At 55.9% G+C, this 12,992-nt stretch carries 14 protein-coding genes, 1 tRNA gene and 2 pseudogenes; 11 read left to right on the top strand and 6 right to left on the bottom strand.

The window, feature by feature from the left end:
• The first annotated feature begins 88 nt into the window (after positions 1-88).
• Genes HVX64_RS04015 through ureG form a run of 7 tightly spaced genes read left to right on the top strand, consistent with a single transcriptional unit; the run spans position 89 to position 5,020 of the window.
• Positions 89-913, top strand: a complete 825-nt coding sequence (locus HVX64_RS04015) for an urease accessory protein UreD (protein WP_192926940.1) — start codon at positions 89-91, stop codon at positions 911-913.
• 9 nt (positions 914-922) lie between these two features.
• A complete protein-coding gene (locus HVX64_RS04010; RefSeq protein WP_044255776.1) occupies positions 923-1,225 on the top strand; it encodes an urease subunit gamma in 303 nt (100 codons plus the stop codon).
• Between the two features lie 9 nt (positions 1,226-1,234).
• Positions 1,235-1,555, top strand: a complete 321-nt coding sequence (locus HVX64_RS04005; protein ID WP_042998191.1) for an urease subunit beta — start codon at positions 1,235-1,237, stop codon at positions 1,553-1,555.
• The gene (gene ureC, locus HVX64_RS04000; RefSeq protein WP_044255779.1) at positions 1,548-3,251 is read left to right on the top strand and encodes an urease subunit alpha; all 1,704 of its coding nucleotides are present in this window, start codon (positions 1,548-1,550) and stop codon (positions 3,249-3,251) included. The genes HVX64_RS04005 and ureC overlap by 8 nt, the downstream gene beginning before the upstream one ends.
• A 9-nt stretch (positions 3,252-3,260) precedes the next feature.
• Positions 3,261-3,719, top strand: a complete 459-nt coding sequence (gene ureE / locus HVX64_RS03995; protein WP_042998193.1) for an urease accessory protein UreE — start codon at positions 3,261-3,263, stop codon at positions 3,717-3,719.
• Positions 3,719-4,393: an urease accessory protein UreF gene (locus tag HVX64_RS03990; protein WP_044255781.1), complete on the top strand. Its 675-nt coding sequence runs from the start codon at positions 3,719-3,721 to the stop codon at positions 4,391-4,393. The genes ureE and HVX64_RS03990 overlap by 1 nt, the downstream gene beginning before the upstream one ends.
• A 9-nt stretch (positions 4,394-4,402) precedes the next feature.
• Positions 4,403-5,020 carry an urease accessory protein UreG gene (gene ureG / locus HVX64_RS03985; protein ID WP_044255783.1) on the top strand — a complete coding sequence of 206 codons (618 nt, stop codon included), beginning with the start codon at positions 4,403-4,405 and terminating at the stop codon, positions 5,018-5,020.
• A gap of 123 nt (positions 5,021-5,143) precedes the next feature.
• On the opposite strand, the gene tsaD is transcribed toward ureG, so the two are convergent.
• Positions 5,144-6,157, bottom strand: coding sequence for a tRNA (adenosine(37)-N6)-threonylcarbamoyltransferase complex transferase subunit TsaD (gene tsaD / locus HVX64_RS03980; RefSeq protein ID WP_042998195.1), 1,014 nt, complete (start codon positions 6,155-6,157; stop codon positions 5,144-5,146).
• A 227-nt stretch (positions 6,158-6,384) separates the two neighbouring features.
• Between tsaD and rpsU the strand changes: the two genes are divergently transcribed.
• The 3 genes from rpsU (at position 6,385) to rpoD (ending at position 10,656) form a co-directional block, all read left to right on the top strand.
• Positions 6,385-6,600 carry a 30S ribosomal protein S21 gene (rpsU, locus tag HVX64_RS03975; RefSeq protein ID WP_001144069.1) on the top strand — a complete coding sequence of 72 codons (216 nt, stop codon included), beginning with the start codon at positions 6,385-6,387 and terminating at the stop codon, positions 6,598-6,600.
• Between the two features lie 232 nt (positions 6,601-6,832).
• On the top strand, positions 6,833-8,578 hold the full coding sequence (gene dnaG, locus HVX64_RS03970; RefSeq protein ID WP_044255787.1) for a DNA primase: 1,746 nt from the start codon (positions 6,833-6,835) through the stop codon (positions 8,576-8,578).
• A 233-nt stretch (positions 8,579-8,811) separates the two neighbouring features.
• On the top strand, positions 8,812-10,656 hold the full coding sequence (gene rpoD, locus HVX64_RS03965; protein WP_042998197.1) for an RNA polymerase sigma factor RpoD: 1,845 nt from the start codon (positions 8,812-8,814) through the stop codon (positions 10,654-10,656).
• Positions 10,657-10,703: 47 nt separating this feature from the next.
• Here the strand turns inward: rpoD and mug are convergent, their stop codons facing one another.
• Positions 10,704-11,210 (bottom strand): G/U mismatch-specific DNA glycosylase, encoded by a 507-nt coding sequence (gene mug, locus HVX64_RS03960; RefSeq protein ID WP_042998198.1) that lies wholly within the window; start codon positions 11,208-11,210, stop codon positions 10,704-10,706.
• 125 nt (positions 11,211-11,335) lie between these two features.
• Here mug and HVX64_RS03955 point away from each other — a divergent pair.
• A tRNA-Ile gene (locus HVX64_RS03955) sits at positions 11,336-11,411 on the top strand.
• Between the two features lie 161 nt (positions 11,412-11,572).
• Here the strand turns inward: HVX64_RS03955 and HVX64_RS03950 are convergent.
• The 4 genes and pseudogenes from HVX64_RS03950 to HVX64_RS03935 form a co-directional block, all read right to left on the bottom strand.
• Positions 11,573-11,913, bottom strand: a pseudogene (locus HVX64_RS03950) (TA system toxin CbtA family protein).
• Positions 11,914-11,933: 20 nt separating this feature from the next.
• Positions 11,934-12,251 carry a type IV toxin-antitoxin system YeeU family antitoxin gene (locus tag HVX64_RS03945; RefSeq protein ID WP_181825296.1) on the bottom strand — a complete coding sequence of 106 codons (318 nt, stop codon included), beginning with the start codon at positions 12,249-12,251 and terminating at the stop codon, positions 11,934-11,936.
• A gap of 18 nt (positions 12,252-12,269) precedes the next feature.
• A pseudogene (locus HVX64_RS03940) lies at positions 12,270-12,491 on the bottom strand (DUF987 domain-containing protein).
• Positions 12,492-12,500: 9 nt separating this feature from the next.
• Positions 12,501-12,977, bottom strand: coding sequence for a RadC family protein (locus HVX64_RS03935; protein WP_134769035.1), 477 nt, complete (start codon positions 12,975-12,977; stop codon positions 12,501-12,503).
• Positions 12,978-12,992 lie beyond the last annotated feature (15 nt).

Below are 12,992 nucleotides of genomic sequence, written 5' to 3'. Positions count from 1 at the left end.
CCATAAGCGTCTCATATGACCGTTTTCCCGCCGCGCTGAGGCATACTTTTTGCTATGCACACACCCTCACGCTGAGAAGGGAAACGCTCTGGAAACCCTTGCGCACAAGACACCGACACGGGGCTGGCAGGCCGAACTCGACCTGCGGTTTAGCCATACCGCGCACAAAACGGTGCTCACGCACGCACGCCACGTCGGTCCCCTGACGGTTCAACGGCCATTTTATCCGCAAGACGATGTTTGCCACCTCTATTTACTCCACCCGCCCGGCGGAATTGTCGGCGGTGATGAGCTGCACATTTCCGTCACGCTGGACGAAAACAGTCACGTATTAATCACCATGCCCGGCGCGGGTAAGTTTTATCGTAGCGCAGGCCCACAGGCGTGCCTGCATCAGACGTTCACGCTGGCCCCAAACGCGACGCTGGAATGGCTGCCGCAGGATACGATCCTGTTCCCCGGCGCTAACGCCAGCCTCCGCTCCGTATTTCATCTCACCGCTGAAAGCCGCCTGCTGGGCTGGGATCTGCTCTGCCTCGGGCGACCGGTTATGCAAGAAACGTTCAGCCACGGCACGCTGCATAACCGTCTGGAGATCTGGCGCGACGGGCAGCCGCTGCTCATTGAACGCCTGACGCTGAGGGATGGGGATCTCTCGGCCATCGCCAGCCAGCCGTGGTGCGGTACCCTGCTCTGCTATCCGGCTACGGAACAGATGCTCGACGGTGCGCGGGAACGTCTTGCTCCGCTCGGTGATTATGCCGGGGCAACGCTCGTCGACTCACTGCTGACGGTTCGTTTTCTGGCTGACGACAACCTGATTGTTCAGCGCGTCATGCGCGAAATCTGGCAGTTTTTACGCCCGCTGTTAACCCAAAAACCACCGCACCTGCCGCGCATCTGGCAAACCTGAGAGACGCTTATGGAACTGACCCCCAGAGAAAAAGACAAACTGTTGCTCTTTACCGCCGCACTGGTCGCAGAACGCCGACTGGCGCGGGGTCTGAAACTGAACTACCCGGAATCGGTGGCGCTCATCAGCGCATTCATCATGGAAGGCGCGCGCGACGGTAAAAGCGTCGCCTCGTTGATGGAAGATGGCCGCCACGTTCTGAACCGTAAGCAGGTGATGGAAGGCGTTCCGGAAATGATCCCGGACATCCAGGTGGAAGCGACCTTTCCGGACGGTTCGAAGCTGGTCACCGTTCACAGCCCGATCGTCTAAGGAGAACCCATGATTCCAGGCGAATACCGGATCGCAGCGGGAAACATTGCGATCAACGTAGGGCGCGAAACGCGCACGATCGTGGTAGAAAACCATGGCGATCGCCCTATTCAGGTGGGATCGCACTACCACTTTTACGAGGTCAACCCGGCGCTCCGCTTTTCCCGCGAATCCGCGCTGGGTTTTCGGCTGAATATTCCGGCGGGAACGGCGGTACGTTTTGAACCGGGCCAAAAGCGAGAAGTCGAACTGGTTCGAGTGGCGGGCGCACAGCGTATTGTTGGCTTTCGCGGCGACGTCATGGGTGCGCTGGAGGTGAAGCATGGCTGAGATTTCCCGGCAGGCTTACGCCGACATGTTCGGCCCGACCACCGGCGATAAAGTGCGTCTGGCGGACACGGATCTGTGGATCGAAGTGGAAAACGACCTCACCACCTATGGCGAAGAGGTGAAATTCGGCGGCGGCAAAGTGATCCGCGATGGTATGGGCCAAGGACAGATGCCGTCTCAGGAATGCGTGGACCTGGTAATCACCAACGCGCTGATCGTCGATCACTGGGGGATCGTCAAGGCGGATATCGGCATTAAAGACGGCAGGATCTTTGCCATCGGCAAAGCCGGGAATCCGGATATTCAGCCTGACGTAACGATCCCGATCGGCGTCGCCACCGAAGCGATCGCCGGTGAAGGCAAGATCGTGACCGCAGGCGGCGTGGATACCCATATTCACTGGATCTGCCCGCAACAGGCGGAAGAGGCGCTGGTCTCCGGCGTGACGACAATGATTGGCGGCGGTACCGGACCGGCAGCCGGCACCAACGCCACCACCTGTACGCCGGGGCCGTGGTACATCGCCCGGATGCTACAGGCGGCGGATACGCTGCCCGTCAATATCGGTCTGCTGGGTAAAGGCAATGGCTCCCACCCCGATGCACTGCGCGAGCAGGTTGCCGCCGGTGCCATCGGCCTGAAAATTCACGAAGACTGGGGCGCGACGCCTGCGGCTATCGACTGTGCGCTAACCGTGGCCGATGAGATGGACATTCAGGTGGCGCTGCACAGCGATACTCTGAACGAGTCAGGCTTTGTCGAAGATACGCTGGCGGCGATTGGCGATCGTACCATACACACCTTTCACACCGAAGGGGCCGGCGGCGGGCATGCGCCAGATATCATCACCGCCTGCGCGCATCCGAATATCCTGCCCTCCTCCACTAACCCGACGCTGCCCTATACCGTCAATACCATTGATGAACACCTCGACATGCTGATGGTTTGCCATCATCTCGATCCGGATATTGCCGAAGACGTGGCCTTTGCCGAATCACGGATCCGTCGGGAGACCATCGCCGCCGAAGATGTGTTACACGATATTGGCGCGTTTTCTCTGACCTCATCGGATTCACAGGCGATGGGGCGCGTGGGAGAAGTGATCCTGCGCACCTGGCAGGTGGCACACCGGATGAAGGTCCAGCGCGGTCCGTTGGCCGAGGAGACGGGGGAGAACGATAATCTGCGCGTGAAGCGCTATATCGCCAAGTACACCATTAACCCGGCACTGACCCACGGTATCGCTCACGAAGTCGGCTCCATTGAAGCCGGAAAGCTGGCGGATCTGGTGCTCTGGTCACCGGCCTTTTTCGGCGTGAAGCCTGCAACGATCGTGAAAGGCGGCATGATCACCTGCGCACCAATGGGGGACATCAATGCTTCCATCCCCACGCCGCAACCGGTGCATTACCGCATGATGTTTGGCGCGCTCGGCGCGGCGCGTCATCATTCCCGGCTGACCTTTCTGTCGCAGGCGGCGGTGGAAAACGGTGTCGCACAGCAGCTCAATTTGCAAAGCCAAACCGCCGTGGTGAAAGGCTGCCGGACGGTGAAAAAAGCCGACATGATCCACAACAGCCTGCAACCGACTATCACCGTGGATGCCCAGACCTACGAGGTCCGCATCGACGGCGAACTCATTACCAGCGACCCCGCTGACGTTCTGCCGATGGCGCAACGTTACTTTTTATTTTGAGGAGCCGAGATGCTGTTATTGACGCAACGCGTTGACACCCCAGCGCACATCACCGCCACGCTGACGCTGCCGATTGATATCCGCGTGAAGAGCCGGGCGAAAGTACAGCTCAATGACGGGCGCGAGGCGGGGCTGATGCTGCCCCGAGGCTTGCTGCTGCGCGGCGGTGATTGCCTGAGCACTGAAGATGGCACGGAGGTGGTAGAAATTATCGCTGCCAGCGAAGCGGTATCGGTGGTGCGTTGCACCGATCCGTTCCTGCTCGCGAAAGCCTGCTACCACCTCGGCAACCGTCACGTCCCATTGCAAATTTTGCCGGACGAACTGCGCTATCACCACGATCACGTTCTGGACACCATGCTGCGCCAGTTCAGGTTAGAGGTGACCTTTGCCCATCTGCCGTTTGAGCCCGAGGCCGGGGCGTATGCCGGTGAATCCCACGGCCATCACCACAGCCATGCGCACTGATGCGTGACGCACAACAGCAGTTGCGTTTGCTACAACTCGCCAGCAGCAGCCTGCCGGTGGGCTCGTTTACCTGGTCCCAGGGGCTGGAGTGGGCGGTTGAAACCGGCTGGGTGAACAGCGTGGACACCTTCGAATGCTGGCAAACCCGACAGATGGAAAATAACGTTTTCACCGTCGACCTGCCGCTGTTTGCCCGTCTGTATCACGCCTGTGAGCAGGATGATATTGACGCCGCACGCCGCTGGACCGCGTATCTGCTGGCCTGCAGGGAAACCCGCGAGCTGCGGGAAGAAGAACGTAGCCGGGGTGTCGCGTTCACCCGACTGGTGGTCGACTGGCAGCCAGAGTGCCCGCAGCAATGGCGCGCACGTTTTGCCGACAGTCAGCTCTGCGGTATGGCCTGGCTCGGCATGCAGTGGCGCATTCCGCTGCATGACCTGGCGTTAACGCTCGGCTACAGCTGGATCGAGAGCGCCGTGATGGCCGGCGTCAAGCTGGTGCCGTTTGGCCAACAGGCCGCGCAACGGCTGATTATTTCACTTTGCGCGCAATACGCCAAAGGCATGGCGCAAGCGCTGGCGTGTCCGGACGACCGTCTGGGTTCCGCCACGCCGCTGGCGGCCATCGCCTCTGCACGCCATGAAACCCAATATTGCCGTTTATTTCGCTCCTGAGGAGAGACAATGAGTGAGTACAAACATCCCCTGCGCGTTGGCGTAGGCGGCCCGGTCGGTTCCGGTAAAACCGCCCTGCTGGAAGCGTTATGCAAAGCAATGCGCGATCGCTGGCAACTGGCGGTGGTCACCAACGATATCTACACCAAAGAGGATCAGCGGATTCTCACCGAAGCGGGCGCACTGGCGCCGGAACGTATTGTCGGTGTAGAAACCGGCGGCTGTCCGCACACCGCCATCCGCGAAGACGCCTCGATGAATCTGGCCGCGGTGGAAGCATTAAGCGAAAAATTTGGCAATCTGGATTTGATTTTTGTCGAGAGCGGCGGCGACAACCTGAGTGCTACCTTCAGCCCGGAGCTGGCGGATCTGACGATCTATGTGATCGACGTCGCCGAAGGGGAAAAGATCCCGCGCAAGGGCGGACCAGGGATCACCAAATCGGATTTCCTGGTGATCAACAAAACCGATCTCGCCCCCTATGTCGGCGCGTCGCTGGAGGTGATGGAGCGCGATACGTTGCGCATGCGCGGCGAGCGCCCGTGGACATTTACCAATTTGAAATCGGGTGACGGTCTGGCGACGATTATTGCGTTTCTGGAAGACAGAGGAATGTTGCGGATGTAGTGCGGTGTATTGCTGAGTGGCGGCTTCGCCTGACCCGGCCTGCGGTCTTGTCGATCCGGTAAATGCAGAGAATAGATTCGTAGGCCCGGTAAGCGTAGCGCCACCGGGCAGGACAAACCCTACTTAAGCTGCTGGCAGTTCCGCCAACGGCCAGCGTGGACGCACGGTCACGCCGAGATCCGCCGTGGCGCCCGCTTTAAAGCGCACCATACCGGCATAGGCAATCATCGCCCCGTTATCGGTGCAAAATTCCGGACGGGCATAAAACACCTCACCACGACGTTTTTGCATCATCTCCGCCAGCTTCGCGCGCAGCGTGCGGTTGGCGCTGACGCCGCCTGCCATCACCAGACGCTTAAAGCCGGTCTGATCCAGCGCACGTTTACACTTGATCATCAGCGTATCCACCACCGCGTCTTCAAACGCCCGGGCGATATCAGCACGGGTTTGATCATCGCCGCCGTTATTGCGGATAGTATTCGCCGCAAAGGTTTTCAGCCCTGAGAAGCTGAAATCCAGCCCCGGGCGATCGGTCATGGGCCGTGGGAAAACAAAACGTCCAGCGGTGCCCTGCGACGCCATTTTCGACAGCATCGGGCCGCCTGGATAGTCAAGCCCCAGCAGTTTGGCGGTTTTATCGAACGCTTCACCGGCGGCATCATCAATCGACTCACCCAACAGTTCATACTGTCCGACACCAGTCACGCTGATAAGCTGGGTATGTCCCCCCGACACCAACAGCGCCACGAAGGGGAATTCCGGCGGGTTATCTTCCAGCATTGGCGCCAGCAGATGTCCTTCCATGTGGTGTACGGGGATAGCGGGCACATTCCACGCAAACGCCAGAGAACGACCGACAGTTGCACCGACCAGCAGCGCGCCAACCAGACCCGGCCCTGCGGTATACGCCACCGCATCAATCTCTTTTGCACTCAGTCCCGCCTCTTTCAGCGCCGCCTGGATCAACGGCACCGTTTTGCGGACATGATCGCGGGAGGCCAGTTCAGGCACGACCCCGCCGTAGTCAGCATGTAATTTCACCTGACTATACAATTGGTTGGCTAACAGACCTTTTTCGTCGTCGTAAATGGCGATGCCGGTTTCATCGCAGGATGTTTCAATTCCCAGTACACGCATGACTTGTTTCTACCTCACTTTAATACCGCGCAGTGTAGGTCGAATGCGGGTAGATGTATACCCTCACTCCCGATTTCGTGTATACTCTCCCCCCTTATAAAAGTCCCTTTCAAAATCGCATCGGTGCTTTACAAAGCAGCAGCAATTGCAGTAAAATTCCGCACCATTTTGAAATAAGCTGGCGCTGATGCCAGCAGCAAACCGAATTTATTAAAGGTGAGAGTTACATGCCGGTAATTAAAGTACGTGAAAACGAGCCGTTCGACGTAGCACTGCGTCGCTTCAAGCGTTCCTGCGAGAAAGCAGGCGTTCTGGCGGAAGTTCGTCGTCGTGAGTTCTATGAAAAACCGACTACCGAACGTAAACGCGCTAAAGCTTCTGCTGTGAAACGTCACGCGAAGAAACTGGCTCGCGAAAACGCACGCCGCACTCGTCTGTACTAATCTCTGTCGGGGGCTGAGGCTCTCGATTCAGACCGAGTTGTAGTTGTAAGGCCGTGCTTCCGAAAGGAATGCGCGGCTTATTTTCGTTTATATACGTCATCATTCAAGCTGCCTCTGCGCTCGCTCACCCCAGTCACGTACTGATGTACGTTCCTGAGGATTCGCTCTTTTGCCGCCTTGATGCAACCTGAATGATTTTGTGTATATGAGTCATAAAAAATAAACGGGGCATATGGCTGGACGAATCCCACGCGTATTTATCAATGACCTGCTGGCACGAACCGACATCGTCGATCTCATCGACGCGCGGGTAAAGCTGAAAAAGCAGGGCAAGAATTATCATGCGTGCTGTCCGTTCCATAACGAAAAAACCCCCTCTTTCACCGTAAACGGTGAAAAACAGTTTTATCACTGCTTCGGATGCGGTGCGCACGGCAACGTCATCGACTTCCTGATGAACTACGACAAGCTCGAGTTCGTGGAAACCGTCGAAGAACTGGCGGCCATGCATAATCTTGACGTCCCGTTTGAAGCAGGCACAGGTCCCAGCCAGATAGAGCGCCATCAACGGCAAAGCCTTTATCAACTGATGGATGGCCTGAACACGTTTTATCAGCAATCTCTGATGCAACCCGCCGCTACCCCTGCGCGCCAGTATCTGGAAAAGCGAGGACTCAGTAGTGAAGTGATCGCGCGTTTTGCTATTGGCTTTGCGCCCCCCGGTTGGGACAACGTCCTGAAACGGTTTGGCGGCAATAGCGAAAATCGCCAGTCACTGGTGGATGCGGGCATGTTGGTCACCAACGATCAGGGACGCAGTTACGATCGCTTCCGCGAACGGGTGATGTTCCCCATCCGCGACAAGCGTGGCCGGGTGATAGGTTTTGGTGGTCGTGTGCTGGGTGATGCCCTGCCGAAGTACCTTAACTCCCCGGAAACCGATATTTTCCATAAGGGCCGCCAGCTGTATGGCCTTTATGAAGCGCAGCAGGATAACGCCGATCCGCAACGTCTGTTAGTAGTGGAAGGCTATATGGATGTGGTGGCGCTGGCGCAGTATGGCATTAACTATGCCGTGGCTTCGCTGGGTACTTCAACTACCGCCGATCATATCCAGCTCCTGTTCCGCGCCACGAACAACGTCATATGCTGTTATGACGGTGACCGGGCAGGACGAGACGCCGCCTGGCGCGCGCTGGAAACCGCTTTGCCGTACATGACAGATGGTCGTCAGCTACGCTTTATGTTTTTACCTGATGGCGAAGACCCCGATACGCTGGTGCGGAAAGAGGGGAAAGAGGCATTCGAAGCCCGGATGGAGCAGGCCCTGCCGCTCTCCGCGTTTTTGTTTAATAGCCTGCTGCCACAGGTGGACCTGAGCACTCCAGACGGGCGTGCGCAGTTGAGTACGCTGGCGCTGCCGCTCATCACACAGGTACCGGGTGAAACGCTGCGCATTTATCTGCGCCAGGAATTGGGAAACAAGCTTGGCATTCTGGATGACAGCCAACTTGAACGATTGATGCCAAAATTGTCTGAAAGTGGGGCTTCCCGACCCGCTCCGCAGCTAAAACGCACGACCATGCGTATACTGATAGGACTGTTGGTGCAAAATCCGGAACTGGCGCCGCTGGTGCCGCCGTTAAGCGGTCTGAATCAGAATAAACTGCCCGGACTTGGTTTATTTGCCGAACTGGTCAACACGTGTTTGTCCCAGCCCGGCCTGACTACCGGACAGCTTTTAGAACACTATCGTGGCACAAATGATGCGGCCACTCTTGAAAAACTGTCGATGTGGGACGATATAGCAGATAAGGATATTGCTGAAAAAACCTTCACTGACTCACTCAACCATATGTTTGATTCGATGCTTGAGCTGCGCCAGGAAGAGCTAATTGCCCGCGAGCGCACACACGGTTTAAGCAACGAAGAACGCCGGGAACTCTGGACATTAAACCAGGAACTGGCGAAGAAATAACTGAAGCAGACAAAATCATTCGAGTTGTATCAAGGCAGCAAGAGAACGCCGCTAGCGCAGAGACAACTTGAAGGGTGAACTATTTAACGGCTTAAGTGCCGAATAGCGATCGGGAAGCCCCCGACAGCCGCACTGAGAGGCAGCGGCACAAATATAAGTACGCCCTCGCTTTAAATGTTGGCAGCAACGGCTTGCTGACGCTAATCAAACGAATTAAGTGTGGATACCGTCTTATGGAGCAAAACCCGCAGTCACAGCTGAAGCTTCTTGTCACCCGTGGTAAGGAGCAAGGCTATCTGACCTATGCCGAGGTCAATGACCATCTGCCGGAAGATATCGTCGATTCAGATCAGATTGAAGATATCATCCAAATGATCAACGACATGGGTATTCAGGTGATGGAAGAAGCACCGGATGCCGATGATCTGCTACTTGCTGAAAACACCACCAGTACCGACGAAGACGCGGAAGAAGCGGCCGCGCAAGTTCTGTCCAGCGTAGAGTCTGAAATCGGTCGTACCACTGACCCGGTTCGCATGTATATGCGTGAAATGGGTACCGTTGAACTGTTGACCCGCGAAGGCGAAATCGATATTGCGAAACGCATCGAAGACGGGATCAACCAGGTTCAGTGCTCCGTTGCCGAATATCCAGAAGCCATTACCTATCTGCTTGAGCAGTACGATCGTGTTGAGGCTGAAGAAGCCCGTCTGTCCGATCTGATCACCGGTTTTGTCGATCCGAACGCGGAAGAAGATTTGGCGCCGACCGCCACTCACGTTGGCTCTGAGTTGTCTCAGGAAGACCTGGATGACGACGAGGACGAAGACGAGGAAGAAGACGACGACAGCAGCGATGACGACAACAGCATCGACCCTGAGCTGGCGCGCGAGAAGTTCGGTGAACTGCGTACGCAGTACGAAGTCACGCGTGACACCATCAAAGCGAAAGGTCGTAGCCACGCCGATGCTCAGGCCGAGATCCTGAAGCTGTCTGAAGTGTTCAAGCAGTTCCGTCTGGTGCCGAAGCAGTTCGACTACCTGGTGAACAGCATGCGCGTCATGATGGACAGGGTTCGTACCCAGGAACGTCTGATCATGAAGCTCTGCGTTGAGCAGTGCAAAATGCCGAAGAAGAACTTCATCACCCTGTTCACCGGCAACGAAACCAGTGAAACCTGGTTCAACGCGGCTATCGCGATGAACAAACCGTGGTCCGAAAAACTGCACGATGTGGCCGATGACGTTCACCGTGGCCTGCAGAAACTGCAACAGATTGAAGAAGAGACCGGCCTGACTATCGAGCAGGTCAAAGACATCAACCGTCGTATGTCCATCGGCGAAGCGAAAGCGCGTCGTGCGAAGAAAGAGATGGTTGAAGCCAACTTACGTCTGGTTATCTCTATCGCCAAGAAATACACCAACCGTGGTCTGCAGTTCCTGGATCTGATTCAGGAAGGCAACATCGGTCTGATGAAAGCGGTCGATAAGTTCGAATACCGTCGTGGTTACAAGTTCTCCACCTACGCAACCTGGTGGATCCGTCAGGCGATCACCCGCTCTATCGCGGATCAGGCGCGCACCATCCGTATTCCGGTGCATATGATTGAGACAATCAACAAACTCAACCGTATCTCTCGCCAGATGCTGCAAGAGATGGGTCGCGAGCCGACGCCGGAAGAGCTGGCCGAGCGCATGCTGATGCCGGAAGACAAGATCCGTAAGGTGCTGAAGATCGCTAAAGAGCCGATCTCCATGGAAACCCCGATCGGTGACGATGAAGATTCGCATCTGGGTGATTTCATCGAGGATACTACCCTCGAGCTGCCGCTGGATTCTGCGACCACTGAAAGCCTGCGTGCAGCAACACACGACGTACTGGCCGGTTTGACCGCGCGTGAAGCGAAAGTCCTGCGTATGCGTTTCGGTATCGATATGAACACCGACCACACGCTGGAAGAAGTAGGTAAACAGTTCGACGTGACCCGCGAACGTATCCGTCAGATCGAAGCGAAGGCACTGCGTAAACTGCGTCACCCGAGCCGTTCTGAAGTCCTGCGTAGCTTCCTGGACGATTAATCCCGTCGCATAAACTGCAAACGCCACCTTCCCGGTGGCGTTTTTTTTTACATTCCGCGCACGATCAGCGCCTCATCCAGTTCTCTGAAGGCTTCCACCAGTTTATCCAGGGTAATACGGCTTAGTCCGCTGGTATTCGGCAACACCCACACCTGCGTTGCGCCAATCGTTATGCTCTGCTTTCCCCACTCTACGCCGCGCTGGCTGAAGCCTTGTTCAAACGCCTGCTTACCTAATATCGCCAGGGCATGCGGTTGATAATCTTCAATTTTGGCAATCAGTTGACGCCCACCATCATGCAGTTCTTTACGCGAAACCTCATTAGCCTGCACCGTCGGTCTGTCGACCAGTTTGGTCACACCACAGCGAAAATCCAGCAAGTGTTCTGCTTCTTCCGGTTTGAGTTGGCGATCGGTAAAACCGGCCTGATGAATCACTTTCCAGAAACGGTTTGCCGGATGCGCAAACGGAAACCCCGTCCCGGCAGAAGAGAGCCCCGGATTGATGCCGCAGAACACGACCCGCAGCCCCGGCGCTAAAATATCTTTTACCATGAATACCTCACAACGATACGTCATGAGAAAAGTATAACGGATTGAAAATACGTTGTTTAATAAAACAGCATACGTACGGTTATGGCTGGATTGCGCGCAGGAGTTACTTTATAATTCACCGCCACGGCCCCTTAGCTCAGTGGTTAGAGCAGGCGACTCATAATCGCTTGGTCGTTGGTTCAAACCCAACAGGGGCCACCAAATAAAACAAGGAGTTAGATGATAAATCGTCTGACTCCTTTTTCTTTGGATGCAATTTGGGTCAGGTAATGGGTCAGGTAAGGAATTGCTACCCGGCCCTCTTCATCTCGTTGCAAGCCCTTCCGGATAGTGATGAAAGTCAGTAGCACTGCCTGTAATATTCACCGTACCGAATTTTTACGGCTTTGCCGCAACAAGCCAGTTACCTGCCGCGCTCGCAGAATATCGACAGCCCGAAGGTAAGGGGATTGTTCCTGCCAGCTAAATCTCTTCCTGTCGATACGCACCAGTTCGTATTTTTCCATCAGAAAATTCACGGCATCAGCCAGGTGATCCCAGTGTCGATATGTTCCTGTATAACACGTTCCTCACTGAACAGTGTGTCGTTGAGGGTGAGACCATAGTGCTGTTCCAGCAGGCGTGTCAGTAACATTTGCCAGACAGCCACGGGTGACAGGCAGGGCTTCACCGCCCGCTGAGTTGTTGCAGGTAAAGTTTTCATATTTGCTCTCGTGAAATTCGTTAGCGTTGAGTGGGATAGACGGCGATGTATACATAGCCGCAACTGCCAAGGGTGTCGGCTTCGCAGGTGAAATCATTGTGGTACAGGGTGACACAGTGGGCATGGCGAGGATTCATTTCACCAGTAGTCAGCATCGATTCCATCTGGCTGATAAAATGCGGGAATACCACATCCAACTTAAGACATTCTGCTTCGCTGAACTTACCGGTGATACTGGCCCGGTCAGCTAAATAATGCTGCCGGTTCCCCTCCTGTACCAGACGGGCTCCCAGGCGTGGCGTGATATCCCGCTGCAGGCCCCATGTGATGTTGCTCATTGATAACCTCCTTTATTGTCAGTTCAGGGTAATACTCATCAGGCAGGCATACGGCCCGTAGCGGTCCTGGCGGCGTTCGGCGTATACCGCCAGCACACCGGGAACATCCGGGATGTCTTTACCGAAGTAATGACGGATGCTGCCATGCTACTGGTATTTGCCGGTGCAGTAACGAAAGATTCGGGACTGTGGATGCTGGTGGTGAAGTCGCATGGCATCAGATTTACTGATTATTTTCATGAGGCTTCCTCACAGCAGACCGTGTTCTGCGAACGAATAGATTTGCCTGCCACCAACAATCAGATGGTCAGGGACGCGGATATCCACCAGCTGAAGCACCTGCACCAGTCGCTGCGTGAGGGCTTTATCGGCCTGGCTGGGTGTCGTCTCGCCGGAAGGATGGTTATGGGCCAGTATCACTGCTGCCGCGTTAAAGTACAGGGCACGTTTAACCACCTCCCGGGGATGCACCTCGGTGCGGTTAATCGTGCCGGTAAAGAGCGTCTCATGGGCAATCAGCTGATTCTGGTTGTCCAGATACAACACCCGGAACTCTTCCCGCTCAAGCGCGGCCATATGCAGTCGCAGCCATTCACGGACAGCGTGTGTGGAGGTGAAGGCCACCCCGGGCTCATGCAGATGTCTGTCCAGAACCCTGAGTGCCCGCTGGATGAGACACCGGTCCTGTGGCGTTATCTCGCCGGGTAAAAAGGAAAGCTGTTTCATTCGTTGTTCCTCCGG

The organism is Citrobacter sp. RHB20-C16 (assembly GCF_013890155.1).
Lineage (GTDB): Bacteria > Pseudomonadota > Gammaproteobacteria > Enterobacterales > Enterobacteriaceae > Citrobacter_A > Citrobacter_A amalonaticus.
This window is presented reverse-complemented; position numbering and strand designations above follow the sequence as displayed.

Excerpts from the sequence above, each read along its gene's own strand:
- HVX64_RS03990 (WP_044255781.1), top strand. The coding sequence starts at position 3,719 with ATGCGTGACGCACAACAGCAGTTGCGTTTGCTACAACTCGCCAGCAGC.
- tsaD (WP_042998195.1), bottom strand. The coding sequence starts at position 6,157 with ATGCGTGTACTGGGAATTGAAACATCCTGCGATGAAACCGGCATCGCC.
- dnaG (WP_044255787.1), top strand. The coding sequence starts at position 6,833 with ATGGCTGGACGAATCCCACGCGTATTTATCAATGACCTGCTGGCACGA.
- ureE (WP_042998193.1), top strand. The coding sequence starts at position 3,261 with ATGCTGTTATTGACGCAACGCGTTGACACCCCAGCGCACATCACCGCC.
- rpsU (WP_001144069.1), top strand. The coding sequence starts at position 6,385 with ATGCCGGTAATTAAAGTACGTGAAAACGAGCCGTTCGACGTAGCACTG.
- HVX64_RS04005 (WP_042998191.1), top strand. The coding sequence starts at position 1,235 with ATGATTCCAGGCGAATACCGGATCGCAGCGGGAAACATTGCGATCAAC.
- HVX64_RS03935 (WP_134769035.1), bottom strand. The coding sequence starts at position 12,977 with ATGAAACAGCTTTCCTTTTTACCCGGCGAGATAACGCCACAGGACCGG.
- ureG (WP_044255783.1), top strand. The coding sequence starts at position 4,403 with ATGAGTGAGTACAAACATCCCCTGCGCGTTGGCGTAGGCGGCCCGGTC.
- rpoD (WP_042998197.1), top strand. The coding sequence starts at position 8,812 with ATGGAGCAAAACCCGCAGTCACAGCTGAAGCTTCTTGTCACCCGTGGT.
- HVX64_RS03945 (WP_181825296.1), bottom strand. The coding sequence starts at position 12,251 with ATGAGCAACATCACATGGGGCCTGCAGCGGGATATCACGCCACGCCTG.
- HVX64_RS04010 (WP_044255776.1), top strand. The coding sequence starts at position 923 with ATGGAACTGACCCCCAGAGAAAAAGACAAACTGTTGCTCTTTACCGCC.
- ureC (WP_044255779.1), top strand. The coding sequence starts at position 1,548 with ATGGCTGAGATTTCCCGGCAGGCTTACGCCGACATGTTCGGCCCGACC.
- mug (WP_042998198.1), bottom strand. The coding sequence starts at position 11,210 with ATGGTAAAAGATATTTTAGCGCCGGGGCTGCGGGTCGTGTTCTGCGGC.